Here is a 26338-nt window from a genome sequence, read left to right on the forward strand (position 1 = left end):
CGAAGGCAAAGTCCGCTCGACTTGCATGTATTAGGCACGCCGCCAGCGTTCGTCCTGAGCCAGGATCAAACTCTCCATGAATGGTGTTTGACTTGTTCATTACTTGTTTTATCGCTTTTCCGTTATTTCTAACGGGGCAGTTTCGCTCGTTGTTCAGTTTTCAAAGAACAATTTTTTTCAACAACGCGGTATATCATATCACGTTATCGTTTTTTGTGTCAAGCTTATTTTTCATCCATTTGCTCGATGATATTCAGCTTTTCGGTCCGAACATCTTGTCTCTCTCGGCCGGAATTAGAATATACCATAGATAAAAAGCATTTGGCAAGCATTATTTTAAAAAAACTTTTCACGCCGCGAAATCAGTCCCAAGGAAGGACTGTCCTTAAGGCGTATTGTTGCCCTATTTCCCACATCCTCTGCGAATATCGGCCGACCTAATTAACAGAGATAAAACCGGTTGAACCGCAAAAGGGAATCAGCGGTCGTTTAAAACCTACATCGCCACAGCAGCTGCTTTTTAAAAGAATATCGGTTACGCCCATTCCCTTATCTCCGCTCCTACATACAATGTTTTAGCCCATCATATAAAGGAGTGACAAACCTCATGTCATTTTTTCCGCCTTTTGGTCCCCCAGGATTCCCTGGTCAACCGGGGCCGCCAGGGCCTCCGGGACCGCCGGGAGGACCGCCGGGGCAACCAGGCCAGCCGATGGCACCTAGCTCACCTCCGCCAGGATTCATTCCTCAACAGCCTGCGGTTCAGCCGTTTGCCGTTGACCCTGGCGCGATTTCGCGTTGCATGTTCCGAAATACGTACATCTGGCTAAGGAATGGAAACCAATTCTGGTTCTTCCCCGTATTCTTAGGACGCACATCGGTTGCGGGGTTTCAGTGGAACGGAAGGTTCTGGATGTATACCGGCCTCAGCCTTCAATCCATTCAATCCTTTACATGCGTCTAACCAAAAGCGAAAAAGCTCCTTCCAACAGGAAAGGAGCTTCTTCGTGCCCGTTATAAAGCAAAAACCACATCCTCATGCGGATGCGGTTCATGATGGTGGAGGCGAGGGGATTTGAACCCCTGTCCGAAGACAACGCCACACAGGCTTCTACGGGTGTAGTTACAGTATTGATGTCACCCGAGCGTCGTCCCGTAACCGACTACGCGTTGGGTCAGCCTGATTATCTTCTTCCGTCGACCCCAGGCGGAGACCGAACGGCGTATCCCACTACTTGTTAGCCCCTAGTCTAGTCACATGGGCGATGCTAGGTAGGAGCACGCTCACAGGTTATTAAGCTGCGAAAGCGTAAGTTTGTTGTTGTTTGCCATTTAATTGGCTTTAGCGTTGATGAAGCAGACGACTCCCTGCTACCCGCAACCCATGCTCGTACTATCCCCGTCGAATCCATAAACGCCCCCGATATCGCATAAACGGTCTTTTCAACCGATTAGCTTTAAGAAAGAACGCCCGGAATGAGGTATAGCGCTTCTGCGCTAATTCATTACAAGCAAGTAATACTTCGACTCTTTATTGCAGCAGCGCTTCGTATTCCTTAGCGCTACTTTAGTATAACACGAACTTCATCGCTAGTGCTGGGATTCTTACTGCCAATGATGGCGGAAAACTGGAACACGGACCAGCAGCTGAAGCAAATGCCAATTATCTTGCGACCTTCTGCTTCTCGCGCAGCGCACGCTGGATATCCCTTTGTGCATCCCGCTTCGCGGCCGTATCGCGCTTATCGTATTGCTTCTTGCCTTTACCAAGACCAATCAGCAGCTTCGCGTAGCCGTTGCGGACATAAATCTTCAGCGGCACAATCGAATAGCCTTCCTGCTTGGACTGGCCGAGCAGCTTATGAATTTGCTGCTTGTGAAGCAGCAGCTTCCGAGCGCGCGTCGGATCTGTCGGGTTATGGCGGTTGCCCTGTTCAAAAGGACTGATGTGCATGTTATGAATAAACATCTCGCCATTCCGGATCGTCGCAAACGCATCGCTAATATTCGCCTTCCCCATGCGAAGAGCCTTGATCTCCGTGCCCATCAGCACGATTCCCGCTTCATACGTATCTTCAATGAAGTAATCATGGGAAGCCTTTTTATTTTGAGCGAGCTGTTTGCCGTCATTTTTCTTAGCACCCACAGCGGTTCACCTCATTTTCGTTTACGCATTCCAGCATGGAAAAGCGTTATTAGGAATTCATTGTAACAAACATTAAGCGCGTTTCGCAAGGGATCCCGTTCGCGAAAATACATCGCTTTCAAAATAAAGAAACCGCCCCGTTAAGGGCGGTTTCCGTTCGTTAAATTAAGCTATTACAGCTTAACAACGTTCTCAGCTTGTGGTCCGCGGTTGCCTTGAACAACGTTGAACTCAACGCGTTGGCCTTCTTCAAGAGTTTTGAAGCCTTCGCCAACGATAGCGGAGAAGTGTACGAATACGTCATTGCCGCCTTCAACTTCGATGAAGCCGAAACCTTTCTCAGCGTTGAACCATTTAACTGTACCTTGTTGCATGTGTCTTACCTCCAAAAAAATAAATTAATATGCGCCTATTTCGTATCGAAACAAAAAATTCACACATTGAATAAGGTGTCATGACGTCTACAATGATACCCTTTTCAATATGTGAATTCAGGTTCATATCATCAATTGTTTTGAGTGTACTATACCCAAAATCAAAATGCAAGCGACAAGCTTAAATATATTTTCCCAGCTTATCCACAGAAAACGGCGCTGCTTCCCTGCAGCTTGCGCTACATCTGGCAGCGCCGTTATTTCAAGTAATAGTACATCTGTCATGTTAAATATTTATTTACGTTTTTTGCGAACGAAAGCCGCGGTGGAGTTGCCTCCGCTATTTCGTTTCTTCTTCTTGTTTTTCCCTTCTTCGCCGGAATTATTCACTCCGCGCGAAGAATTTGTGCCTTGCGAGGATTTTGCATCGCCGCGTTGGCCTGCGCCGCCTCCGCTTCGGTTGCCCCGGCCGCCGCGCCTGCCGCGGCCGCCTTCAAAGACTGAGCCTTGATCCGGATCTTCGCCCGTATCGGCGTCTCTGCCGCGGCTGCCGCTAATCGGCAGCCCCCACATATCCGTGCGCGGCCTTGCTCCGCGCACCTGCCGCCCTTGCTCGAGCGGCTTCGCCGGCTCTTGCCACGGCGAGCGCTCCGCCGCGCCTTCGGCCGCGCGGCTCGCGCCCTCGGCCGCTCCGCGGTCAGCGCCTCCGCGCTTCCGCTTCGCGTTCCCTTGCGCGCCGCTATTCTCGGCGCGCTTAGCGCCGTCGCGGCCGCCCTTACCCGGGCCGCGTTCATTCCGATCGCCGCGGCCTTCTTTCCCGCCGCGACCTTCTTTCCCGCCGCGTCCAACTACGGCGCCCGCGTCCCCGCCGCGGCTGAAGCCGCCGCGCTTGCGCCCGCCGCCGCGGCCAGCCCCAAAGCCGGCGTCCGCGACGCCCCGGAAATCGCTGCGCGGCTTCATGTCCACCATCTCGAAGTCGATGGTGTAATCGTCCATGTTCACCTGCGCCACGCGGATTTTCACTTCATCGCCAATGCGGTATACCTTCGAGGTGCGCTCGCCGATCAGCACCATATGAAGCTCATGGAAGTGGTAATAATCATCCGTCAGACCGCTCAGCCGGATAAGGCCTTCCACCGTATTGTCCAATTCGACAAACATGCCGAAGCTTGTCACGCTGCTGATGATGCCATCGAATTCCTCGCCGACCTTATCCAGCATGAATTCGCATTTTTTGAGCTTATCCGTATCCCGTTCCGCATCCACCGCCACGCGTTCGCGTTCGGATGAATGCTGGGCAATGTCAGGCATGCGCGCGGCCAGCGCTTCGTTGCGCATGTCCGGCAAGGCTCCGCCGTTCTCGAGCACCTCGCGAATAATCCGGTGAATCACAAGGTCCGGATAACGCCGGATCGGCGACGTGAAGTGCGAATAGAACTCCGCCGCAAGCCCAAAGTGGCCTAGGCTCTCCGCATCGTACTTCGCCTGTTTCATGGAGCGCAGCATTACGGTGGAAATAACCGTTTCTTCCTTCGTGCCGTGGATCTCTTCAAGCAGCGTCTGCAAGGCGCGCGGATGAACCGAATTGCCTTTGCCTTTCACGACGTAACCAAAGTTCGAGGCGAACTGCATGAAGTGGAGCAGCTTCTCCTGATCCGGATCCTCATGGATCCGGTACAAGAACGGCACGCGGAGCCAGTGGAAATGCTCGGCAACCGTTTCGTTCGCCGCCAGCATGAATTCCTCGATGATCTGCTCGGCGACGGAGCGTTCGCGCTTCACGATATCAACCGCCTTGCCTTCCTCGTCCACGATAACCTTCGATTCCTGGAAATCAAAGTCGATCGCGCCGCGCTTCATCCGTTTCTTCCGCAGCTTCATCGCAAGCTCTTCCATCAGCGTGAACATGTCCAGCAGGTCCGCATAGCGTTCCTTCAGCTCGGTCTCCGGCTCCTCTTCGGTGGCCGTTAAGATCTTGCGCACATTCGTATACGTCATGCGTTCCTTCGTCTTAATCACGCTTGTAAAAATATCGTGGCGTACGCGCTTCAGCTTGGAGTCAAACTCCATTTCGCAGGAAAGCGTCAGGCGGTCCACCTGAGGATTCAGCGAGCAGATCCCGTTCGACAAACGGTGCGGCAGCATCGGAATAACCCGGTCTACCAGATAGACGCTGCAGCCGCGGCGGAAAGCTTCCTGGTCAAGCGCCGAACGTTCCTTCACGTAATAGCCGACATCGGCAATATGAACGCCAAGCAGATAATTGCCGTTCTCAAGCCGCTTTACATGGACGGCGTCATCAAGATCCTTTGCGTCTTCGCCGTCAATCGTCACAATCACTTCTCCGCGGAGATCGCGGCGGCCTTGTTCAACGATCTCTTCTTCGGTAATGGAGTCCGGAGCCGCTTCGGCTTCGGCCATCACTTCATCCGAGAAGCCCTCGGGAAGCTGATGCTTGCGGATAATGGACAAAATGTCGATGCCCGGATCGTTCTTATGTCCGAGAATTTCGATAATTTCGCCTTGCGCCGCAGACCGTCCTTCCGGATAGGAAGTAATCTTTACGACCACCTTCTGACCGGTTACCGCTCCCTGGAATTCACCCTTCGGAATAAAAATATCCCGGTTAATCCGTTTGTCATCCGGAACAACAAAGCCAAATGCCTCATGGCTTTCGAACGTGCCCACCACCTGCGTAACGGCACGCTGCACAATGCGGACGACTTCGCCTTCCATCCGGCCCCCGCCTTCGCTTTGCGAAGTAATGCGCACCAGCGCGATATCGCCGTTCATCGCGCTCTTCTGATCGTTTGCATGTATGTAAACGTCAGGATGATCCTTCTCGTCAGGCAGCAAAAATGCGAAACCCTTCGCATGCGCCTGAATTTTTCCTCTCAGCAGGTTCATTCGCTCCGGAACGCCGTAGCGTTCATTGCGCGTCCGAATGACTTTGCCCTCTTCCTCGAGCTGGTTAAGCAGCTTCAGGAATTCTTTGAATTCCGCCGCGTCGTTGATGCCGAAATGTTGTTCCAGCTCCTGATAAGTCATCGGCTTATAAGCCGTTTCCCGCATAAAATCAAGCAGTTCCTGCTCTTGCATCATAATTTTCCTTGTCACCTCATACACCGGAGGCTTTCCCTACCGCCATCCAGCTACCGGTTGATAGATTACCATATATCGTTTAGTATACACGAAATCATCCTTAAGCATCCGCTAATGCCCTGAAAAAACAAAAAAACGGAGGTCCCCCTCCGTTTCTGAGTACATTTCATCAATTAAACTTTTACAACGTATGCTACAACAAGGGCCAGGATAAAGAATCCGCTTGCCAGCCCTACCGTCAAACGCTGAAGGAACAAGTCCAGACCGCGAGCTTTCTGCTTGCCGAACAAATGCTCAGCACCGCCAGTGATCGCACCGGACAAACCAGCGCTTTTCCCTTTTTGAAGCAATACGACTGCGATCAATCCAACTGCGAAAATAACGAGCAAAATCTTCCAAAAGATTTCCATTTGATCCACCTCCAGCATAGGAGCTCCGTAAAACACATAAATTGATTTTATCATAGGCGGACAAGTAATTCAATAGTTTCAAATTCCGGCGCGTTTTCCTATATATGAGAAAAAGATCAGGACTATTCGAAGGATGCGTAAACCATTCATTCGGACGTAAAAAAGGGCATCCCCTCACCGGGATGCCCTTCTTATATCACCGAAAAACCTATTTGAAGTTTTTCAGGTTGTAGAATGCCGATTTGCCTGCGTATTGAGCAACCGAACCCAGCTCATCTTCAATACGGAGCAATTGATTGTATTTCGCTACGCGGTCCGTACGGGACGGAGCGCCGGTTTTGATTTGGCCAGCGTTTGTAGCAACCGCGATGTCAGCGATTGTGCTGTCTTCGCTTTCGCCGGAACGGTGGGAGATAACCGCTGTGTAACCAGCGCGTTTTGCCATTTCGATCGCGTCGAAGGTTTCGGTAAGCGAGCCGATTTGGTTAACTTTAACGAGAATGGAGTTGCCCACGCCTTTTTCGATACCGTCGGACAGACGCTCCGTATTTGTAACGAACAGGTCGTCGCCAACCAGCTGTACTTTGCCGCCCAGTTTGTCAGTGAGCAATTTCCAGCCTTCCCAGTCGTCTTCGGAGCAGCCGTCTTCGATTGTGATGATTGGGTACTTCTCAACCCACGAAGCAAGCAGGTCAACGAATTCAGCGGAAGTGAAGGATTTGCCTTCGCCTTCGAGGTGGTATTTGCCGTCTTTGTAGAACTCAGTGGAAGCTACGTCCATGCCGAGGAATACGTCAACGCCTGGTTTGTAGCCAGCACGCTCGATCGCGGAGATGATGGTCGTGATTGCTTCTTCGTTGGAACCAAGGTTAGGAGCGAAGCCGCCTTCGTCGCCAACCGCAGTGTTAAGGCCTTTGTCTTTCAGAACCGATTTCAGGTTGTGGAAGATTTCAGCGCCGATGCGAAGAGCTTCTTTGAAGGTTGGAGCGCCAACCGGCAGAACCATGAATTCTTGAACGTCAACGTTGTTGTCGGCATGCTCGCCGCCGTTGATGATGTTCATCATTGGAACCGGCAGCGTTTTTGCGTTGAAGCCGCCCAGGTAAGTGTACAGAGGCACGTTAAGAGCGTCTGCCGCAGCGCGTGCAACCGCCATCGAAACAGCCAGGATTGCGTTAGCGCCGAGTTTAGCCTTGTTAGGCGTACCGTCGAGCTCGATCATTTTGCGGTCGATAGCGACTTGATCAAGTGCGTCCAGACCGATGATTTCAGGCGCGATAATCGCGTTTACGTTCTCAACCGCTTTTTCAACGCCTTTGCCCAGGTAGCGGCCTTTGTCGCCGTCGCGAAGCTCAACGGCTTCGTAAGCGCCAGTGGATGCGCCGGATGGTACGATTGCGCGGCCTTTGCCGCCGGATTCCAGGGATACTTCTACTTCTACAGTCGGATTCCCGCGGGAATCCAGCACTTCGCGTGCGTAAACGTCAACGATGATAGACATTTGAGTAACACTCCTTCATTTAAGTTATTTATAGGGTTGAAGCATGGAAAACAAGCTGTATTGATTCTACCTCGAAACTTACTTCTGAATCAATGTTGTACCTGTCATTTCGGCTGGCTTAGCCAGTTCGAGCAGGTCAAGAACCGTTGGAGCCAGGTCAGCCAAGATGCCGCCTTCGCGAAGCTCTCCGCCAGCGACTGTAACGATGCAAGGAACCGGATTCGTCGTATGCGCCGTGAACGGACGGCCGTTCTCGTCGAATACCATATCCGCGTTGCCGTGGTCAGCCGTGATAATGGCTACGCCGCCTTTTGCAAGGACAGCTTCAACCACTTGGCCAAGACACTCATCTGTTGCTTCTACCGCTTTGATAGTTGGTTCCAGCATGCCGGAGTGACCAACCATGTCAGGGTTAGCAAAGTTCAAGATGATGGCATCATGCTTGTCAGCTTCTATCTCTCTTACTGCGGCTGCAGCAACTTCATAAGCGCTCATCTCAGGCTGCAAGTCATAAGTTGCAACTTTAGGCGAATTGATCAGTACGCGAGTCTCACCCGGAAGTTCGACGTCGCGGCCGCCGCTGAAGAAGAAGGTAACATGCGGATATTTCTCGGTTTCCGCAATACGAAGCTGCTTCTTGTTGTTTTGAACAAGCACTTCGCCAAGGGTATTATCCAAATTCTTAGGAGAGTAGGCCACATAACCGTCAATGGATTCACTGAACAGCGTCAGGCAAACAAAGTACAGGTTTTTAGGGCATTTCTCGCCACGGTCGAAACCGCGGAAATCCGCATTGGTAAACACTTGGCCAAGCTGGATGGCACGGTCAGGACGGAAGTTGAAGAAGACGATGGAATCTTCCGATTCAACCAGGCCTACCGGCTCATCATTCTCGCCTACGATAACCGTTGGCATAACGAATTCATCATAAACGGATTTTTCGTAGGACTCAACGACAGCCTTGATTGGATCCGTGTACTTAGGACCTTCGCCGTAAACCATTGCGCGGTAAGACTTCTCCGTACGCTCCCAACGCTTGTCGCGGTCCATTGCGTAATAGCGGCCTTGAACGGTAGCGATCCGGCCTACGCCCACTTCTTCAATCTTCGCTTGCAGCTGTTCCAGGTAACCTTTCGCGCTGTCTGGAGCGACGTCGCGGCCGTCGAGGAAGGCATGCACGAATACTTCGTTCAGCTCCTCTTTCTTAGCCAGTTCCAGCAGAGCGAACAGGTGAGCAATATGGCTGTGTACGCCGCCATCGGACAACAAGCCGTACAAATGAAGCTTCTTGCCGTTTGCTTTCGCGTGGCGAACGGCCCCGAGAAGCGTCTCGTTATCGAAAAATTCGCCGTCGCGGATCGACTTCGAGATGCGGGTCAGATCCTGATACACGATGCGCCCTGCGCCGATGTTCAGGTGACCAACCTCGGAGTTGCCCATTTGGCCGTCCGGCAGACCTACTGCTTCGCCGGAAGCAGTAAGGGTTGTATGCGGATAAGTCGACCAGTAGCGGTCATAGTTTGGTTTTTTCGCCTGCGCAACCGCATTGCCGGTAACGTCGTCGCGAAGTCCAAAGCCGTCAAGAATAATCAGTGCAACTGGTTTCGGAGCCATCTTACTTGGCCCCCTCGACGAGTGCGATGTAGGAAGCCGGTTCAAGCGATGCGCCGCCGACAAGAGCGCCGTCGATGTCCGCTTGTCCCATGTATTCCGCAACGTTGTTCGGTTTTACGCTGCCGCCGTATTGGATACGAACCGCATCAGCTGTCGCCGCATCGTACAGATCGGCAACAACGCTGCGGATGTAGCCGATAACGTCTTGCGCGTCTTCGGATGTCGAGGATTTGCCGGTGCCGATCGCCCAGATTGGCTCGTAAGCAATAACCACTTCAGCCGCTTGAGCCGCCGACAGGCCTTTGAAAGCCGCTTCGGTCTGCACTTTGCAGACATCCTTCGTTTGGTCAGCTTCGCGCTCTTCGAGCTTCTCGCCTACGCAAACGATTGGCGTGATGCCGTGTTTGAATGCCGCGTGCATTTTTTTGTTAACGATCTCGTCTGTTTCAGCGAAGTAAGCACGACGCTCGGAGTGACCGATAATTACGTATTTAACGCCCAGATCCTTCAGCATTACGCCGCTAATTTCGCCAGTGAAGGCACCGTTGTCTTCGAAGTGCAGGTTCTGCGCGCCGATTGCGATCGACGTACCTTTCGCTGCTTCAACAAGCGCCGGAAGAGTCGTGTAAGGAGCGCAAATGACGCTTTCTACGCCGGCAACTTCGGCTTTGCCTTTCACTTCGGAAAAGAACGATACGGCTTCGGAAACGGTCTTGAACATTTTCCAGTTACCCGCAATGATAGGTGTTCTGCTCATCGTATATTCCCTCGTTTCTTAAGTATATAGTTGAATCTATTTACTATTTATCGTTAAGAGCTACAACGCCCGGGAGTGCTTTGCCTTCCATGAACTCCAGGGAAGCGCCGCCGCCAGTCGAGATATGATCCATTTTGTCCGCCACGCCGAATTTCTCAGCTGCCGCAGCGGAGTCGCCGCCGCCGATTACCGTGTAACCCGCTGTTTCCGCGCAAGCGTTAGCAACCGCACGCGTACCGTGGGAGAATGGTTCGATTTCGAATACGCCCATCGGCCCGTTCCAAACAACCAGCTTGGAGTTTTTGATGACGTCAGCGTAAATTTCGCGAGTTTTAGGACCGATGTCGATGCCTTCCCAGTCAGCAGGGATGCCGTCTACGTCAACGATCTTCGTGTTAGCGTCTTTGCTGAATTCGTCGGTGATTACGATATCAACAGGAATCAGGAAGTTTTTGCCGAGCGATTTCGCTTTCTCGATGAACTCAAGAGCCAGATCCAGCTTGGAGTTGTCCACGAGCGATTGACCGATTTCATGTCCCTGTGCTTTGAAGAAGGTGTAAGACAGGCCGCCACCGATGATGATGTTGTCAGCGATCTCGATCATTTTGTTAATCACGTCGATTTTGTCTTTTACTTTCGAACCGCCAACGATTGCCGTGAAAGGACGCTCAGGGTTGTTCAGCGCTTTGCCGAGAACATCAAGCTCGCGCTCCATCAAGAGGCCCGATACAGCAGGCAGGTAGTGCGCAATGCCTTCTGTCGAAGCATGGGCACGGTGAGCGGCGCCAAACGCATCGTTTACGAACAGATCAGCCAGCTCGGCGAATTGCTTAGCCAGTTCCGGATCGTTCTTTTCTTCGCCCGCATGGAAACGAACGTTCTCAAGCAAGAGTACGTCGCCGTTATTCAGCGCGTTAACTTGTGCTTTCACTTCTTCACCAACGGAGTCGTTAGCTTTGACAACCGGTTTGCCCAGAAGCTCGGACAGACGTACAGCGGAAGCGGTGTGACGCAGCTCTTCAACCACTTCACCGTTTGGACGGCCAAGGTGGCTCGCGAGGATAACTTTAGCGCCTTTTTCGATCAAATAGTTAATCGTAGGAAGCGTTTCGCGGATACGCTTGTCGTCAGTAATTTTGCCATCTTCGAGTGGTACGTTGAAATCGACGCGTACAAATACGCGTTTGCCTGCTACTTCTACGTCACGAACACTTTTCTTATTCAATGGTGTTGCCTCCCTGATAATGAAGTTGAAAGCCTATATAAGATAAAGCCTATAACAGCAGTAAAAAAGGCGTTCCTTCTCGCAAGAAGGAACGCCCTCGCCTAATATCCACTTAAGTGGAGCCGCAGACTAAGCGTATCCCGGAGCATCAACTCCGGGACGAAAGCGTTCCATGCAATTGTGGAATAGCGTGTGTATCTTACAGACCTTTGCTTGCCACGAATGCAGCGAGGTCAACTACACGGTTCGAGTAGCCCCACTCGTTGTCGTACCAGGAGATAACTTTAACCATGTTGCCTTCAACTACCATAGTCGACAGAGCGTCGATTGTCGAGGAAGCTGGGTCGCTGTTGTAATCGCTGGATACCAGTGGCAGTTCGTTGTAGTTCAGAATGCCTTTAAGAGCGCCTTCGGAAGCTTCTTTCAGAGCTGCGTTAACTTCTTCAACAGTAACGTTAACTTTCAGTTCGGCAACCAGGTCCGTTACGGAAACGTTAGGCGTAGGAACGCGCATAGCCATACCGTTCAGTTTGCCTTTCAGTTCCGGCAGAACCAGGGATACCGCTTTTGCAGCACCAGTGGACGAAGGAATGATGTTCTCAGCAGCTGCGCGAGCACGACGCAGGTCTTTGTGAGGAACGTCCAGTACGGATTGGTCGTTTGTGTACGAGTGAATAGTAGTCATCATACCTTTAACGATACCGAATTTGTCGTTCAGCACTTTTGCGAATGGCGCAAGACAGTTCGTTGTGCAAGAAGCGTTGGAGATAACAGTGTGCGATGCAGCATCGTACTTGTCTTCGTTAACGCCCATAACGATTGTGATGTCTTCGTTAGTTGCAGGAGCGGAGATGATAACTTTTTTAGCGCCGCCTTTAAGGTGAAGCTCGGCTTTTTCTTTCGCTGTGAAGATACCAGTGGATTCAACAACGATTTCAGCGCCTACGGAGCCCCATGCCAGGTTCTCAGGGTTACGTTCTGCAAATACTTTGATTTCTTTGCCGTTTACGATAATTGCGCCTTCTTTAGCTTCAACCGTAGCATCCAAAGTGCCATGAGTTGTGTCATATTTCAGCAGGTGTGCAAGTGTTTTAGTGTCAGTCAGGTCGTTAACCGCTACTACCTCGACATTAGGGTTGTTCAGCGATGCGCGGAACACGTTACGACCGATACGACCAAATCCGTTAATACCAATTTTAACCATTTTAAATTCCTCCTAAGCTTTTAAATGACTATGGTATATATTTCAAAACGTTCTGCAGCAGAGCCTGCCGCAAATCGTTAAGATAACGACTGCTGCTGTTCATCGATAATCGCGGAAATCTCAAGAGCTGCCGCTTCATCGGTAACAAGTACGTCATTGTGCCCAAATTTCATGATGGCTGCTATAGCTTCGCCTTTGCTATGGCCGCCTGCCACTCCTATAACAACTTCAGTCTTCACAATATCCTCGAGTCGTAATCCTACGGTCTGCATTTTGTGAACAACCTCGCCGTTACGGTCGAAATAAAAACCGAAAGCTTCAGCCAATGCGCCATCCGCGGCCATCGCCTTCACCAGTTCAGGATTCAGCTTTCTGCGCCGGGCCATCACCATAGCGTCCCCGATCCCGTGTACGACGATTCGGGCGCTTCGGACAACCTCGACAATATCGCGGATATTCGGCTCCTGCATCATGGAGGCGTAGGCTTCGTCACCAAGATGATCCGGCACATGGAGCATCCGGTAATTGGCGCCTGTACGCTTTGCCATTGTCGATGCAATGGTATTGGCTTGGTAATCGAGACTTTCGCCAAGTCCGCCTCTCGCCGGCACAAACCAGTTGTTCTTCAGCGGCGCTGTCGAAGTTAATTGGTTAGCGACCTGAGCGATCGTCGTTCCGCCGGTTACGGCCACGACATCGTGTGGCTCCATCACTTTGCGAAGCACTTGGCAAGCCGCTCTTCCGAGCTCCCGCTTCGATTGCTCCGAATCCTCGGAATCGCCTGCTACAACAATGACCTGCGATAATCCGAAGTGACTCCTGATCTTCTCTTCCAGATCGGACAGCCCGAATAACGTTTTGTAGAAGGGCTCCAATTGCTCAAGCAATTGCTTGCCCGCTTCACTGATCCGCATTCCCGCCGTATGAATCTCCAGCAGCCCTTGCGATTTCAGCAAATCCGTTTCCGCCCTCAGCACCCGTTCCGTCATCCCTAAGGAATTGGCGAGCATCCTCCGGCCGATCAGATCGGACAACATGACTTGGCGCAATATCGAGTAACGCTTCTTCATTACGTCAAGCAAATCTGGGAGAAGCTGCTGCTGCAGCTCAATAATGTGACGCATCCTCTACTTTTCACTCCACCCGTCAATAGGCGTAATGGGCTTTCAGGGGATGGACGTTAAACGTCCCGCATACTCACTTTAAGTCCCACCTCTATTTTAGCTAAAAACATTTCACATGGCAAGTCAGCAATCGCTGATGAAAGCGTTTGTATTCACGATTTGCTCAAATTTATTTTTCTCATCTGCCTTGCTTTCTACAATAGAATCGCGTATACTAAGTTTTGCTGTTGCTTTCTTATGCAAATATGCGCCCGTGGTCCAATGGATATGACGTAGGCCTCCGGAGCCTGAGATCTAGGTTCGATTCCTAGCGGGCGCGCCATTCAACCTTATTTTAACGCCATACATAACATGAACATAAACCGTCCTCGATGAGGACGGTTTTTTTAATTTTTATAAAAAATTGAGTTTGACTATCTTTGACTTTTGTTTGATCATCCGCTAGAATGGGAATCAGTAATATCATCTTTGCTATTTTGAGGAGGGGACTTGGTTGGATATGAATTTCGTTCCTATGGTTATTGAACAGAGCAATCGCGGAGAACGCGCTTACGACATTTACTCCCGCCTTCTGAAGGATCGCATCATCTTCCTCGGGTCAGGCGTAAACGACGTAGTAGCCAACTCCATTATCGCTCAGATGCTGTTCCTTGCAGCAGAAGATCCCGAGAAAGACATTTCTCTCTACATTAACAGCCCTGGCGGATCCATTACGGCAGGCATGGCTATCTATGATACGATGCAATACATTAAACCCGATGTTTCGACAATTTGCGTCGGCATGGCGGCATCGATGGGCGCTTTCCTGCTCACGGCCGGAGCCAAAGGCAAGCGTTATGCGCTCCCGAACAGCGAAGTGATGATCCATCAACCGCTTGGCGGCGCCGAAGGTCAAGCAAGCGATATCGAGATCCGCGCCCGCCGCATTATCAAAATGCGCGACAAGCTGAACGGCATCCTGGCTGAGCGTTCCGGACAACCTCTCGAGCGCATCGAGAAGGATACCGACCGCGATTACTTCATGAGCGCGGAAGAAGCGCGGCAATACGGTCTGGTTGACAAAGTCATCGAGCGTATCTAACACGCAACTACAAAAAGCGGCTGTACATGGATCTCCATGACAGCCGCTTTTTTTGTCGTTTTTTAAATGCCAAAGAAAAAAGGACTATCCCATTGTCATTCAGAATGATGACTCGGGACACCCCTCTTTGTCGGTTCTTATTGGTTCTCCAGCTCTTCTTTGCTGACGAGCGCGACTAAAGCGTTTACAGCCTGTTCTGCATCCGAACCCTCTGCGCTGATATGAATCTCTGTGCCCGAGCTGATCGCAAGGCTCATGATACCCATAATGGATTTTGCGTTTACTTTCTTGTCGTCTTTCTCAACAAATACTTCGGAGGAAAATTTGTTCGCTTCTTGAACGAATAATGCGGCAGGTCTAGCGTGCAAACCTGTTTTTAGACGAACGACAACCGGTAGCCTTGTCATGGTAACCATACCCCCTATATTATAATAAGCCTGGCAATTTCGCTTCAATGCTCAGCCTGACATGACTAATAACTTTAAAATGCAGCATGACGCCTTGTATAAGACTTTTTGTTCATATTATATCATTATACCATCTGATGCACTAGGTTAAAAGTTTAGCCATTGCGGATTTTTTCCGCAAGTTCATCAATTTTCCGCAGCCGATGGTTAACGCCGGATTTGCTTACGGTCCCCTTCAGCATCTCCCCAACTTCCTTCAGGTTCATATCCGGATGCTGGAGCCTGATTTCGGCAACCTCTCTAAGCTTATCGGGAAGATTGTTTAATCCGATTTCCTTCTGCAGCAGCTTGATATTGTCGATTTGTCTGACCGCCGCGCCAATCGTTTTGTTCAGGTTTGCCGTTTCGCAGTTCACGATCCGGTTAACCGAGTTCCGCATGTCGCGCATGATGCGGACATCCTCGAATTTGAACAAGGCCTGATGGGCGCCGATAATGTTCAGCAGCTCGATAATTTTCTCGCCCTCTTTGATGTAGAACACAAAGCCCTTCTTCCGCTCGATACATCTCGCGTTCAGCCCAAACTTGTTGGCCAGCTCAACCAGCGCCTCGCAGTGCTCCTCGTACATCGATGAAATTTCAAGATGGTAAGAAGAGCCTTCCGGGTTGTTGACGGAGCCGCCGGCAAGGAATGCCCCGCGCAGATAAGATCGTTTGCAGCATGGCTTTTTGATGATTTCTTTATCAATACCCAAATTAAACACAAAACCCTCGGATACGATTCTCAGCTCACTTAGTATCTCCTGTACCTTCGTCGGAATTCTGACGATATATACATTATTTTTTTTGAGGCGCATTTTTTTACGGACGAGCAATTCCGTATGCACTTCAAAATGTTTTTTCACCAAGGAGTAGATCCGGCGGGCAATCGCCGCGTTTTCGGTTGAGATGTCGAGGACGACTTTGCGGCTGGAGACGCTGACCGAGCCATTCATTCGAATGAGTGCGGACAATTCAGCACGTTCACAGCAGGTATCCGCCTCAACCATCGTCAGCTCTTTCTTCGTTTGGGCCGCAAATGACATCGCTTGTTCACCTCTTTCTTAACATCCAGTTTTCCACTAATTTATAAATATGATGACTAAGCCGCTCTGCATCATGCCGCAAAAACGTCCGATACAGCACGAGACGGTCGGAGATGATTTCGTATCCCAACCGGTTCACTTCGTCTATATTCAGCTCTACCTGGGTAGAGCCCATTTCCGCATACTTTTCCGCCACTTCCGGCGATATTTCCCCATCGTTGACCAGTACGTAATCGAAAAGTTTATGCCCGATATGGTCTTGCACAGCCTTCAGATGATCGCTGACCGAGTAACCATCGGTTTCCCCCGGCTGCGTCATCACATTGCACACGAACAGCTTAACAGCCGTTGACTCCACAATAGCCCTCGCTAACTTAGGCACGAGCAAGTTCGGAATAATACTCGTATACAAGCTGCCTGGACCGATCAGAATCGCATCGGCTTGCTCAATGGCTTCAATAGCCTCCGGAAGAGGCTCCACATTGTCAGGCTCTACGAATACCCGCTTAATCTTCTTTCCCGCTTTCGGAATCATGGATTCCCCGACAACAACGGTACCGTCATCCATCTCGGCCTTCAGCACGATAGCCCGGCCCGCGGCCGGAAGCACGCGGCCTCGCACGGCCAATACCTTGCTAAGCTCGCGGACGCCCGTAACGAAATCGCCGGCAATATCCGTCATCGCCGCCAGCATCAGATTACCCAGGCTATGCCCGGCTAATCCTGTGCCGCTGGAGAAACGGTATTGAAGCACTTCCGTTAATAGGGGCTCCGCATCCGCAAGCGCCATAATAACGTTGCGGATGTCGCCCGGGGGCGGGATCTGCAGTTCATTGCGCAGCACTCCCGAGCTTCCCCCGTCATCGGCGACCGTCACGATTGCTGTAATATCGAGTGGCTTCTCCTTAAGCCCCCGAAGCATAACCGACAAGCCGGTTCCGCCGCCAACCACAACAATTTTGGGCCGCCTCAATATTTTATGCCTATTCTGCATCCAATCACCCCGTCAATGCTTATCACGGTCAGCATCGCGGTGGCTGACGCGTACCCGTTCCGTATCGCTGCTGCCGAGCATGCGACCCAAATATTCTGCAATCGCAACCGAGCGGTGTTTGCCGCCCGTACACCCGATACCGATAACGACCTGGCTTTTGCCCTCTTTATGGTAAAGAGGAAGCAGAAACTGGAGCATATCGAGCAGCTTGGTCAGAAAGGCTTGCGTCTCCGGCCATTTCATCACATAATCGTACACTTCCGGGTTTTGCCCGGTATTCGGGCGCAGATGTTCCACATAATGCGGATTAGGCAAAAAGCGCACATCATAAATCAAATCGGCATCAATCGGAATGCCGTATTTGAACCCGAAGGAGGTCACATTCACCGAAAGGCTGTTGTTTTCCAGATTCGTAAACCGGGAAATAATGCGTTCCTTGAGTTGTGCCGGCTTGATATTGCTCGTATCAATAACCTGCGAAGCCGAGCCTTTTAAATCCTCCAGCATTCTTCTCTCGTTGCGGATGCCTTCAAGCGGCATGCCTTCCGGAGCAAGCGGATGACGGCGGCGGCTTTCCTTATAACGCTGGACGAGCACCTCATCCGTCGCATCCAGGAACAAAATTTCGCAGCTGATCGTGAAATGCTCTTTGATAAAGCTTAAAGATTCCGATAAGGCGGTAAAAAATTCGCGGCCCCTTAGATCAATTACAAGGGCTACTTTGCCGATTTTGCCGTTCGACTGCTCAATCAGCTCCGCGAATTTAGGGATAAGCACCGGCGGTAAATTGTCAACGCAGAAAAAGCCCAAATCCTCAAGGCTCTGTACGGCAATCGTTTTGCCTGCGCCAGACATCCCTGTAATGATAACAAGCTTTGACATCGCTCCCGTTTCCATAGCTGTCCCCTCTTTCCCCATCGTAACGCTATTCATGCCCATTAGGAACGCAGGATAAGACCCGCTGCGCCTACAACGCCCGCGTTATTGCCAAGCGTAGCCGCAACGATCTTCACGCCCTCTTGCGCTTCCTTCTGGGTATACTTCTCGAATACCTCGCGAATTTGGTCAAACAGGAAGTCGCCTGCTTTCGACACGCCGCCGCCGATAATGAAGCATTCCGGATTCAGCACGACAGCCATTAGAGCCATCGATTTGCCTAAGTAATAAGCTGCGCGGCTAACGATACGCGAAGCAACCTCGTCGCCCGCTTTCGCGGCATCGATAACGTCCTTCGCCATAATATCTTCTACTGTCGACAGGACGGTGCGGTCTCCGCGCTCAACGGCATCCTTGGCCATGCGGATAATACCCGTCGCAGAGGATACCGACTCGAGGCAGCCCATTTTGCCGCAACCGCATTGAATCGCTTCCAGATCGGGAACAATGGCGATGTGGCCCAGCTCGCCGGCCATACCCGCAAAGCCCTCTACGATTTTGCCGCCGATAATAATACCGCCGCCTACGCCGGTACCCAGTGTATAGCAGACGCAGTTATCGATGCCTTTGCCGGCACCGGCCCAAGCTTCGCCAAGCGCGGCAACGTTTGCGTCATTATTAACGAGAACTTTAACTTGAAGCTCCTTTTCGAGATATTCCTTCAAATGAACATTCTCAATCTTCAAGTTGCCCGAGAACTTCACGATACCGTTCGGGATATCAAGGAAGCCGGCGATCCCTACGCCAACGCCTTCAACTTGCTCCCATGCAAACGGCGATTCGCTCACGATGTTCCGCGCGTACTGCGCAATATTATGAAGGATGGTGTCCGTACCTTTACTCGTTTCCGTCGGCCCTTCGTAAGTGTGGAGCAATTCTCCCTCCACGTTACAAATCCCAACTTTAATAGCGGTGCCGCCGACATCGACTCCAACGTAAATCTTCTCAGACATTACTAGTCCACCTCATTAATATGTTATCTACTCTTTAACCAACTATAAGCCAATGCCCTACTCCGGTCAAGATAATCGCCGCCCCAGTGTTTCCCTCCGACGATACGAAGCTGGCAGGAAAAAGCCCTCTCCGGGAGAGGAAAGGGCCAACTGTTATCTCGCGTATTAATGTGAACCGATGTTCTCGAGGAACCGTTCGCAATCAAGCGCCGCCATGCAGCCGCTGCCCGCCGCCGTAATCGCTTGGCGGTATTTGTTGTCCTGTACGTCTCCGCAGGCGAATACGCCCGGCACGTTCGTCTCCGAGCTGCCCGGCTTCACTTTAATGTAGCCATGCTCGTCGGTGTCGATCTGCCCGTTCAGAAACTTCGTGTTTGGCGTATGTCCAATGGCGATAAAGACGCCATCCGCCGGAATCGTCTCGTCTTCGCCCGTTGCATTGTTGCGGACTTTAAGGCCGGTAACACCCATGCCGTTCGCTTCCACCTCAAGCGGCGTACGGTTCAGGCTCCAGCCGATTTTCTCGTTCTCCCGCGCGCGGTCCTGCATGATTTTCGATGCGCGGAGCTCATCACGGCGGTTGACCAGCTCAACATTCGTTGCAAAGCGGGTAAGGAAATTCGCTTCTTCCATGGCCGAATCGCCGCCGCCGACAACCACGATCTTTTTATTGCGGAAAAAGAAGCCGTCACAGGTTGCGCAGGTGCTCACGCCGCGTCCGATATTGTCCTTCTCGCCAGGTATACCCAGCCATCTGGCCGAAGCGCCCGTGGAGATGATAATCGTCTCGCCTACAAATTCGCCTTTGCCCTCTACCTGAAGCTTGAACGGACGTTCGGACATGTCAACGTTGGTTACCCAACCGGTCGTAAACTCGGCGCCGAAACGTTCCGCCTGCTTGCGCATATTCGCCATCAGGTCGGGACCCATAATCCCTTCGGGGAAGCCCGGGAAATTCTCGACCTCCGTCGTTGTCGTCAGCTGTCCGCCCGGCTCCGGTCCTTCGATAACAAGAGGCTTCATGTTTGCGCGTGCCAGATAAATCGCTGCCGTAAGACCGGCTGGACCGGTACCTATAATAATGGATTTGTACATGGTTGTCCTCCTAAAAGTGGCGATGGTTGATGGATTACTTCGGTACCGGCCGCTGATGTCGCTGCGCGAAAATAACGTCCTTCCGATCGCTGTTGTCCCTTAGTTTCTTGATTTGATCAACCCTCTAAAGGTTGAAACTAATGGCCAAAGGCGAACACTCCGTTTCTCCAGTACGTTATTTTCGCTCCGCTTACGCTTGCTCGGACAACCAAACTAATACCAGCAACATCGCAGGGAATTTTAAGTCGTCCAACCACTGGGTGGTTGGAGAAGGAAAAGATTAGGGCAAACTTATTTATTCTTATTATATATAAGTTTGCCCGGGAAAGACAAAACGCACTTAGGGAACCATATCCTTAAGTGCGTTGCGATGTCGGGTAATACCTTATTCGAGATGGTCCAAGGAGAAAACCGAGCTGATCGATTTCATCTTTTCCTTGATCCCGCATACTTCGTCGATTTTTTTGGCGTTCTTGCTAACGGTTGCGATGGAGACGCCGTAACGCTCCGAAATTTCGGGATACGACGTTGTCCGGCGGTGCATCTTGGACGTCAAATATTCGAGCGCCGCCGCCCAGCCCTCCGGCTTGGTCAGCTTCGGCACTTCCGGATAAAGCCTCGAAAGGAACTCCACCCACAGCGTCATCAGATCGTACTGCTGCACAAGGTCAAAGCGTTTGTTCACGCGAGACATTGCCGCTTCCACAACCTCCTGCCACTTGTCTTCCCAGACCGGAAGACGGGAGGGAACCCGGTTTGGTTCGATGACCGTAGGTTTGCCCTCCAATACGGCATGAAGCGGCTCCTGTACGCCGATTGTACGAAGCACAAACACGGCAATCCGCTTCAAATAATCATCTTCGTCCGCCTCCAGCAGGAAAGCGCGAAGGACGTCTTTGACTTCATTATCGGCAATCATGCCAAGCGCCTGAATAACCTGCAGCTTCGTATTCTGGTCTCCGTGACGGAGTGCCCAGAAGAACGAGGAGCGCACGAGCGGGTCCCGCTTCAAATGCTCGGGAAGTCCATCCGAGGAATTTTCCCACAGCTTGAACTGCTCCTCGAACGGCAAATGATAATGATAGCTTACCGACGCATTCTGATCGCCGGATTTGATGAGAGCCAGCTGCTCCATGTAGTAACGGGGAATATCCGATTCGGGATCCAGCTTCGCGGCCTGCTTCCATAGGCGTTCCGCTTCCACATAACGGCCGATATGGCATGCGGCCACGGCGGCGTAGTGATAAAGGCAAGGGTCAAGGTTAAGCTCCGTGTCCTTTAGGAGACGGGTGAAGTGCCGGTAAGCTGCTTCATGCTCGCCCAGGATGCCCATCGTGGTAGCCAGCTTGAAGACATGCTCCTGATGGAATGGCGCTGTTTTGCGCAGCAAATCAAGCAGAGGAGTAAGACTAGCTTTGTCTCCCGCATGCTGATAGAAAATCCCCAGGTTGCAAAGGGCATGCAAATTCCCCGGCTCGAGCTCCAGCGCTTCCCGGATCGTAGCCATGGCTTTGTCGAACATACCCATATAATAATAGGCCAGCGCCAAATTATTGCGGGCTGCCAGAAACTCGGGCTGCTCCTCGATAATTTTCTCCAGGATACGGACCGCTTCCGTAAACTTGCCTTCTTCCAGAAGCCTGCGGGCCTGGTCATGCTCAACCATGCCTTCGCGTGCTTTTATATTCGTCAGCGGAGCAGGGCGCTCCAGCTCATACTGGAGAAGCTCCATCATCTCCTCGGCTTCGTCGAGGTATTGTCCGTCCGCGTCTTCCTCCAAATAATGAACGAGCGCGCCTTCCGCTGCTTCGTACATCTCCATGTTGGCATAGTTGTTGGCCATGTAGAAATGGCATTCCGTCATGGTCGGATCCAAATCGTCGACAATCCATTTCAGAATCCGATTCGATTCTTCATAATTGCCCATCTCCGACATGATGCCCGCCATGTTGCAATGGTTAACCGGATTTTCCGGTTCATACTCCACGGCACGCCGGAAATATTTGAGTGCCTTGTCATAGTGGTAACGATCCAACGAGCGCACGGCCCGCTCGAAAAAGAACGTGGCGTCCCATTGTATCGGTATGATCTTGGCTGTCTGTTCTATGGCTTCACGTTTCTTCTCTTTCACCTGGCAAGGCACCTCCCGGAACTTGATTTTCTACGATTATACCATAGCAATGCCTATCCTAACACGAAAGAATATGTGGGAAAATCGCGAACGTAAGGAAAAACGCCCGCGATTTTCTTGTCATTACCATATTCGATTAAACGCCGCCGTTTGTTTTGAAGAGGGTGCTGATCGATCCGCCTTCAATGATAATGCGGGTTGCTTCCGCCAGCAGCGGAGCGACCGACAACACCGTGAATTTATCCGGACGATTCTCTGGCAGAGAGATCGAATCCGTTACGATAATTTCTTTGATATGAGGATGATTCAAACGCTCAATGGCATTGCCCGAGAACAGCGGGTGAGTTGCGCATACATAGACGTCTGCCGCTCCGCGCTCCTTCAAGCTTTCCACAACGTTGACAATCGTGCTGCCGGTATCGATCAAGTCCTCGATAATGATAGCGGTTTGACCCTCTACGTCGCCGATTACGTGAGTAATCGAGGACTCATTATGCGCAGGGCGCTTCTTGATCATAATGGCAAACGATGTGTCCAGGTTATTCGCAAGCTTTTCAGCCGTGGAAGCACGGCCAGCGTCCGGAGACACGACTACCGGGTTTTCGATCTTCTTCGACTTCAGGTAATCGCTGAGCAGATCAAGAGCTGTCATGTGGTCTACCGGAATGTTGAAGAAGCCTTGGATAGCCGGCGCATGCAAGTCAATCGTGATGACACGGTTTGCACCAACCGTAGTAAGAACGTCTGCCACCATTTTCGCGGAGATCGGCTCCCGCGGTGCTGCTTTGCGCTCTTGGCGCGCATAGCCGTAGTACGGCATGATGATGTTGATCGTTTTCGCGGATGCCCGCTTCGCTGCGTCAATCATGACGAGCAATTCGACAAAATGCTCGTTGATCGGATGCGAGAACGATTGAACGAGGAATACGTCGCAGTTACGAATCGTCTCTTCGTAGTGGACGTAGATTTCCCCGCTCTTGAAACGGGACATTTTGATGGCGCCGAGTGTCAATCCCAGATCACCGGCGATCTTTTGAGCCAATGCGGGATTGGACGAACCCGAAAAAATACGCAACTTGTCGCTAAACATGATACCCTCCTGAGCGTTTTAAACCAAATAATTTGACATGAAGTGCTAAGCTTCGCCATACGGCAATGCCTTCGTCAATTGCAGGGCGCTTTCATACCGCGTCATGCTTGTTCAATAATCATTATACATCTAATTTACCATAATTCAAAAATCGACTAATACCAATTTTCGCCGTTCAAAGGTCGCCAGCTGAGAAAAACCGACATCTTTCAACACCGCACGCGCTTGATCTAAATATTGTCCCAATCGTTCCGGCTGATGCGCATCCGATCCAATCGTGATCGGAATGCTCAATTTTTTGGCGTATTCGAGCATTCTGCGGCTCGGAAACATCTCTTCCACCGGCATCCGAAGGCCCGATGCGTTAAGCTCGATCGCCATGCCGTGACGCTTCACCGCTTCAAGCGCGGCATTCTCCAGATGGGTAACGTCTCCCTCCGGCTTAAAACCGAAGCGTTTGATGACGTCGATATGGCCGATATAGTCGTAAAAGCCCGTTGCCGCCGCTTTCGCCACCGCATCGTAATACTGCTCATATACCTTCATCCGGTTTTTGCCTTCCCAGCCATGGGTCTGACGGAAATCGGTGATATCCCATTCTCCCAGGAAGTGCACCGACCCAATCACATAATCAAACGGATAGGCGCTAATGATCGTTTCAATTTTTTCTTCCTGGCCCTCAATGTAGTCTCCTTCAAGGCCGACGCGTATGTCAATCCGGCCTTTATACTTTTCTTTCAGGGCTAGACACTCTTCTACGTACCGCGGCAGCTCCTCCATCGGCATCGCCATTTCCGGGTAATACGTCGCCGGGTCCACATGGAGCAGCGGCATATGGTCAGAAAGACCGATCTGCGCAAGACCGATCTCTATGCCCTTCTGTACGTATTCCTCCAGCGAGCCGACAGCATGGCCGCAGCGGGCGTGATGGGTATGATAATCGATAAACATGGCATACCGGCCTTTCTCTTTGAAAAATTATTTACCCGTTTGTTCTCTTCTCATCGCATTGTTTGTCGCAGGCTTGCCGTGGCGGCTTTGCAGCTCCGCCATGACGTCGTCAAGAGGCAGGCCGCGTTCCCGCAGCAGCACGAGCAGATGGAACAGCAGGTCGCTAGCTTCGGAGCGAAGCTCGTCGTTATCGCCGTTTTTGGCCGCGATAATCGCTTCGGTTGCTTCTTCCCCGACTTTTTTCAAAATTTTATCGAGGCCTTTCTCGAACAAATAAGTCGTGTAAGCCCCTTCCGGACGCTCCGCGTAACGCTCCGCGATGACACCTTCGAGCTCGCCAAGAATGCCAAAGCGGTCATTGGCAGATGCCTTCGCAGAGTCGGCAGCCTTCTCGGCGCCAGACACTTCAATCTCGTTGAAGAAGCAGGAGTAGGAGCCGGTATGGCAGGCAGGACCCTTCTGATCGACGCGCACAAGCAGCGTGTCCGCATCGCAGTCATACGACATCGAACGGATCTGCTGGGTATGGCCGCTGGTTGCGCCCTTGTTCCACAGCTCGTTTCGGGAACGGCTCCAGAACCAGGTTACTCCCGACTCCGCCGACAGCTTCAGGGACTCCTTGTTCATATAAGCCAGCATCAGCACTTCCTTGCTCTGCGCGTCCTGCACAATAGCCGGAACAAGTCCGTCCTCGCTCCACTTGATAAGCTCTGCCAGTTGCTGTGTCATCGTACTTCCACGCCTTTCTGTCTGAGATCATCCTTCACTTCGCGGATCGTCATTTCTTTGTAGTGGAAAATCGTCGCGGCAAGCCCCGCATCCGCATGGCCTTCCTCGAACACATCGGAGAAGTGCTCAATCCGTCCCGCTCCGCCGGATGCAATGACCGGAATGCCAACCGAATCCGATACCGCGCGGGTTAGCTTCAGATCAAATCCGTCCTTGGTGCCGTCCGCATCCATGCTTGTTAGCAGAATCTCGCCTGCCCCAAGGCGTTCGATTTCGCGCGCCCACTCCAGCACCTTAATGCCCGTTTCCTTGCGGCCGCCATGCGTGAATACTTCCCACTCGCCCCAAGCTTCGTTGTACTTCGCGTCGATGGCTACAACAATGCATTGCGAGCCGAATTTGCGGGCGCCGTCGCTGACAAGGGAAGGATTCAGAACCGCCGCCGTGTTGATCGCGATTTTGTCCGCGCCTGCGCGCAGGATCCGCTTCATATCGTCAACATGGGAGATCCCGCCGCCAACCGTAAACGGAATCGTAATTTCTCCGGCCGTCCGCTTCACAACCTCAATCATTGTCGCACGGCCTTCGACCGAAGCCGAAATATCGAGGAAAACCAACTCGTCGGCGCCCTCCTGATCGTAAGTGGACGCAAGCTCAACCGGATCCCCCGCATCGCGCAGGTTCACGAAGTTGACTCCTTTGACAACCCGTCCGTCCTTCACGTCCAGACATGGAATAATACGTTTCGCCAGCATCTCGTGAATGCTCCCCTCTCGTTCTTGCTTTTAGAAAAACCGATCTATATTATCGTTGCGTTACCGGGCTTCCCGTTAACGCAAGGAAATTGCCAAGCAGCTTTATGCCAAGGTCACTGCTTTTCTCCGGATGGAACTGCATGCCGTACACGTTGTCCCGTCCGACAATAGCCGTTACCTGCTGATAGTAATCCGTTGTTGCCAGAAGGTCGCTTGCGACCTCGGGTTTCGCGTGGAAGGAGTGTACGAAGTAGACATGGCCTTCCTCGAGACCTTTGAACAGCGGGCTTTCGGACTGCAGGAAGCTCAGCTTGTTCCAGCCCATATGCGGCACTTTGTAATCGCCTTGGAAGCGGATAACCTTGCCCGGGAGCAGGTTTAAGCCCTCATTTACGCCATGCTCCTCGCTTTGGCTGAACAAGAGCTGCATGCCAAGGCAAATGCCAAGCAGCGGCTTGCCGGATGCTGCGTAGCCTATAGTCACTTCATCCAGCTTCGTCTCGCGAAGATTTTCCATCGCGTCCCCAAACGCGCCTACGCCCGGGAGGATCGCTCCGTCAGCGGCTGCGATAACGGACGGATCAGCCGTTACAACCGCTTCGTACCCCAGACGCTCCACAGCTTTGCTTACGCTGTGCAAATTGCCCATGCCGTAATCGATGATCGCGATCATG

At 51.7% G+C, this 26338-nt stretch carries 24 protein-coding genes, 1 tRNA gene, 1 rRNA gene and 1 other RNA gene; 3 read left to right on the forward strand and 24 right to left on the reverse strand.

Annotation, left to right across the window (positions count from 1 at the left end; all coding sequences use genetic code 11):
* Positions 1–81, reverse strand: a 16S ribosomal RNA gene (locus tag EV294_RS29155); the annotation flags it as partial.
* 526 nt (positions 82–607) lie between these two features.
* Here EV294_RS29155 and EV294_RS30835 point away from each other — a divergent pair.
* The gene (locus EV294_RS30835; RefSeq protein WP_243711834.1) at positions 608–964 is read left to right on the forward strand and encodes a hypothetical protein; all 357 of its coding nucleotides are present in this window, start codon (positions 608–610) and stop codon (positions 962–964) included.
* A 93-nt stretch (positions 965–1057) separates the two neighbouring features.
* On the opposite strand, the gene ssrA is transcribed toward EV294_RS30835, so the two are convergent.
* From ssrA to EV294_RS29210, 11 genes are all read right to left on the reverse strand, one after another.
* Positions 1058–1422: a transfer-messenger RNA gene (ssrA, locus tag EV294_RS29160) on the reverse strand.
* A gap of 241 nt (positions 1423–1663) precedes the next feature.
* A complete protein-coding gene (gene smpB / locus EV294_RS29165) occupies positions 1664–2146 on the reverse strand; it encodes an SsrA-binding protein SmpB (RefSeq protein WP_132313370.1) in 483 nt (160 codons plus the stop codon).
* Positions 2147–2319: 173 nt separating this feature from the next.
* Positions 2320–2520, reverse strand: a complete 201-nt coding sequence (locus tag EV294_RS29170) for a cold-shock protein (protein WP_012772186.1) — start codon at positions 2518–2520, stop codon at positions 2320–2322.
* 294 nt (positions 2521–2814) lie between these two features.
* Complete coding sequence (gene rnr / locus EV294_RS29175) at positions 2815–5622, reverse strand: ribonuclease R (RefSeq protein ID WP_132313372.1); 2808 nt, start codon at positions 5620–5622, stop codon at positions 2815–2817.
* A gap of 173 nt (positions 5623–5795) precedes the next feature.
* Positions 5796–6032, reverse strand: coding sequence for a preprotein translocase subunit SecG (gene secG, locus EV294_RS29180; RefSeq protein WP_041613242.1), 237 nt, complete (start codon positions 6030–6032; stop codon positions 5796–5798).
* A 208-nt stretch (positions 6033–6240) separates the two neighbouring features.
* Positions 6241–7533 carry a phosphopyruvate hydratase gene (gene eno / locus EV294_RS29185; protein WP_132313374.1) on the reverse strand — a complete coding sequence of 431 codons (1293 nt, stop codon included), beginning with the start codon at positions 7531–7533 and terminating at the stop codon, positions 6241–6243.
* A 78-nt stretch (positions 7534–7611) separates the two neighbouring features.
* Complete coding sequence (gpmI, locus tag EV294_RS29190; protein ID WP_132313376.1) at positions 7612–9147, reverse strand: 2,3-bisphosphoglycerate-independent phosphoglycerate mutase; 1536 nt, start codon at positions 9145–9147, stop codon at positions 7612–7614.
* A 1-nt stretch (position 9148) separates the two neighbouring features.
* Positions 9149–9904: a triose-phosphate isomerase gene (tpiA, locus tag EV294_RS29195; protein ID WP_132313378.1), complete on the reverse strand. Its 756-nt coding sequence runs from the start codon at positions 9902–9904 to the stop codon at positions 9149–9151.
* Positions 9905–9947: 43 nt separating this feature from the next.
* Complete coding sequence (locus EV294_RS29200; protein ID WP_127498588.1) at positions 9948–11129, reverse strand: phosphoglycerate kinase; 1182 nt, start codon at positions 11127–11129, stop codon at positions 9948–9950.
* Positions 11130–11328: 199 nt separating this feature from the next.
* A complete protein-coding gene (gene gap / locus EV294_RS29205) occupies positions 11329–12333 on the reverse strand; it encodes a type I glyceraldehyde-3-phosphate dehydrogenase (protein ID WP_132313380.1) in 1005 nt (334 codons plus the stop codon).
* A 77-nt stretch (positions 12334–12410) separates the two neighbouring features.
* Positions 12411–13457 carry a sugar-binding transcriptional regulator gene (locus tag EV294_RS29210; RefSeq protein WP_132313382.1) on the reverse strand — a complete coding sequence of 349 codons (1047 nt, stop codon included), beginning with the start codon at positions 13455–13457 and terminating at the stop codon, positions 12411–12413.
* A gap of 247 nt (positions 13458–13704) precedes the next feature.
* Here EV294_RS29210 and EV294_RS29215 point away from each other — a divergent pair.
* Both EV294_RS29215 and clpP read left to right on the forward strand, forming a co-directional pair.
* Positions 13705–13779: transfer RNA gene (locus tag EV294_RS29215), tRNA-Arg, on the forward strand.
* A 177-nt stretch (positions 13780–13956) separates the two neighbouring features.
* Positions 13957–14538: an ATP-dependent Clp endopeptidase proteolytic subunit ClpP gene (gene clpP / locus EV294_RS29220; protein WP_207918210.1), complete on the forward strand. Its 582-nt coding sequence runs from the start codon at positions 13957–13959 to the stop codon at positions 14536–14538.
* 137 nt (positions 14539–14675) lie between these two features.
* On the opposite strand, the gene EV294_RS29225 is transcribed toward clpP, so the two are convergent.
* The 12 genes from EV294_RS29225 to hisH all read right to left on the reverse strand — a co-directional run bounded on the left by EV294_RS29225 (position 14676) and on the right by hisH (position 26337).
* Entirely contained in the window at positions 14676–14945 is a 270-nt protein-coding gene (locus tag EV294_RS29225; protein ID WP_012772176.1) for an HPr family phosphocarrier protein, read from the reverse strand.
* 155 nt (positions 14946–15100) lie between these two features.
* Positions 15101–16030, reverse strand: a complete 930-nt coding sequence (gene whiA / locus EV294_RS29230; protein WP_116394254.1) for a DNA-binding protein WhiA — start codon at positions 16028–16030, stop codon at positions 15101–15103.
* A 7-nt stretch (positions 16031–16037) separates the two neighbouring features.
* On the reverse strand, positions 16038–17024 hold the full coding sequence (locus tag EV294_RS29235; RefSeq protein ID WP_132313386.1) for a gluconeogenesis factor YvcK family protein: 987 nt from the start codon (positions 17022–17024) through the stop codon (positions 16038–16040).
* 12 nt (positions 17025–17036) lie between these two features.
* Positions 17037–17921 carry an RNase adapter RapZ gene (gene rapZ, locus EV294_RS29240; protein ID WP_207918209.1) on the reverse strand — a complete coding sequence of 295 codons (885 nt, stop codon included), beginning with the start codon at positions 17919–17921 and terminating at the stop codon, positions 17037–17039.
* A gap of 41 nt (positions 17922–17962) precedes the next feature.
* Positions 17963–18913, reverse strand: a complete 951-nt coding sequence (locus EV294_RS29245; protein ID WP_132313388.1) for an ROK family glucokinase — start codon at positions 18911–18913, stop codon at positions 17963–17965.
* A gap of 165 nt (positions 18914–19078) precedes the next feature.
* Positions 19079–20008 carry a thioredoxin-disulfide reductase gene (gene trxB / locus EV294_RS29250; RefSeq protein ID WP_132313390.1) on the reverse strand — a complete coding sequence of 310 codons (930 nt, stop codon included), beginning with the start codon at positions 20006–20008 and terminating at the stop codon, positions 19079–19081.
* A 385-nt stretch (positions 20009–20393) separates the two neighbouring features.
* The gene (locus EV294_RS29255; RefSeq protein WP_132313392.1) at positions 20394–22139 is read right to left on the reverse strand and encodes a tetratricopeptide repeat protein; all 1746 of its coding nucleotides are present in this window, start codon (positions 22137–22139) and stop codon (positions 20394–20396) included.
* Between the two features lie 136 nt (positions 22140–22275).
* Positions 22276–23229 (reverse strand): ribose-phosphate diphosphokinase, encoded by a 954-nt coding sequence (locus tag EV294_RS29260; protein ID WP_132313394.1) that lies wholly within the window; start codon positions 23227–23229, stop codon positions 22276–22278.
* Between the two features lie 144 nt (positions 23230–23373).
* Positions 23374–24180 (reverse strand): histidinol-phosphatase HisJ, encoded by an 807-nt coding sequence (gene hisJ, locus EV294_RS29265; protein WP_132313396.1) that lies wholly within the window; start codon positions 24178–24180, stop codon positions 23374–23376.
* A gap of 27 nt (positions 24181–24207) precedes the next feature.
* On the reverse strand, positions 24208–24909 hold the full coding sequence (gene hisIE, locus EV294_RS29270; RefSeq protein ID WP_132313398.1) for a bifunctional phosphoribosyl-AMP cyclohydrolase/phosphoribosyl-ATP diphosphatase HisIE: 702 nt from the start codon (positions 24907–24909) through the stop codon (positions 24208–24210).
* Complete coding sequence (gene hisF, locus EV294_RS29275; protein WP_132313400.1) at positions 24906–25664, reverse strand: imidazole glycerol phosphate synthase subunit HisF; 759 nt, start codon at positions 25662–25664, stop codon at positions 24906–24908. The genes hisIE and hisF overlap by 4 nt, the downstream gene beginning before the upstream one ends.
* Positions 25665–25713: 49 nt before the next feature.
* On the reverse strand, positions 25714–26337 hold the full coding sequence (hisH, locus tag EV294_RS29280) for an imidazole glycerol phosphate synthase subunit HisH (RefSeq protein WP_132313402.1): 624 nt from the start codon (positions 26335–26337) through the stop codon (positions 25714–25716).
* Position 26338: the final 1 nt, after the last annotated feature.

Origin of the sequence: Paenibacillus sp. BK033 (assembly GCF_004345425.1) — a bacterium.
GTDB lineage: Bacteria > Bacillota > Bacilli > Paenibacillales > Paenibacillaceae > Pristimantibacillus.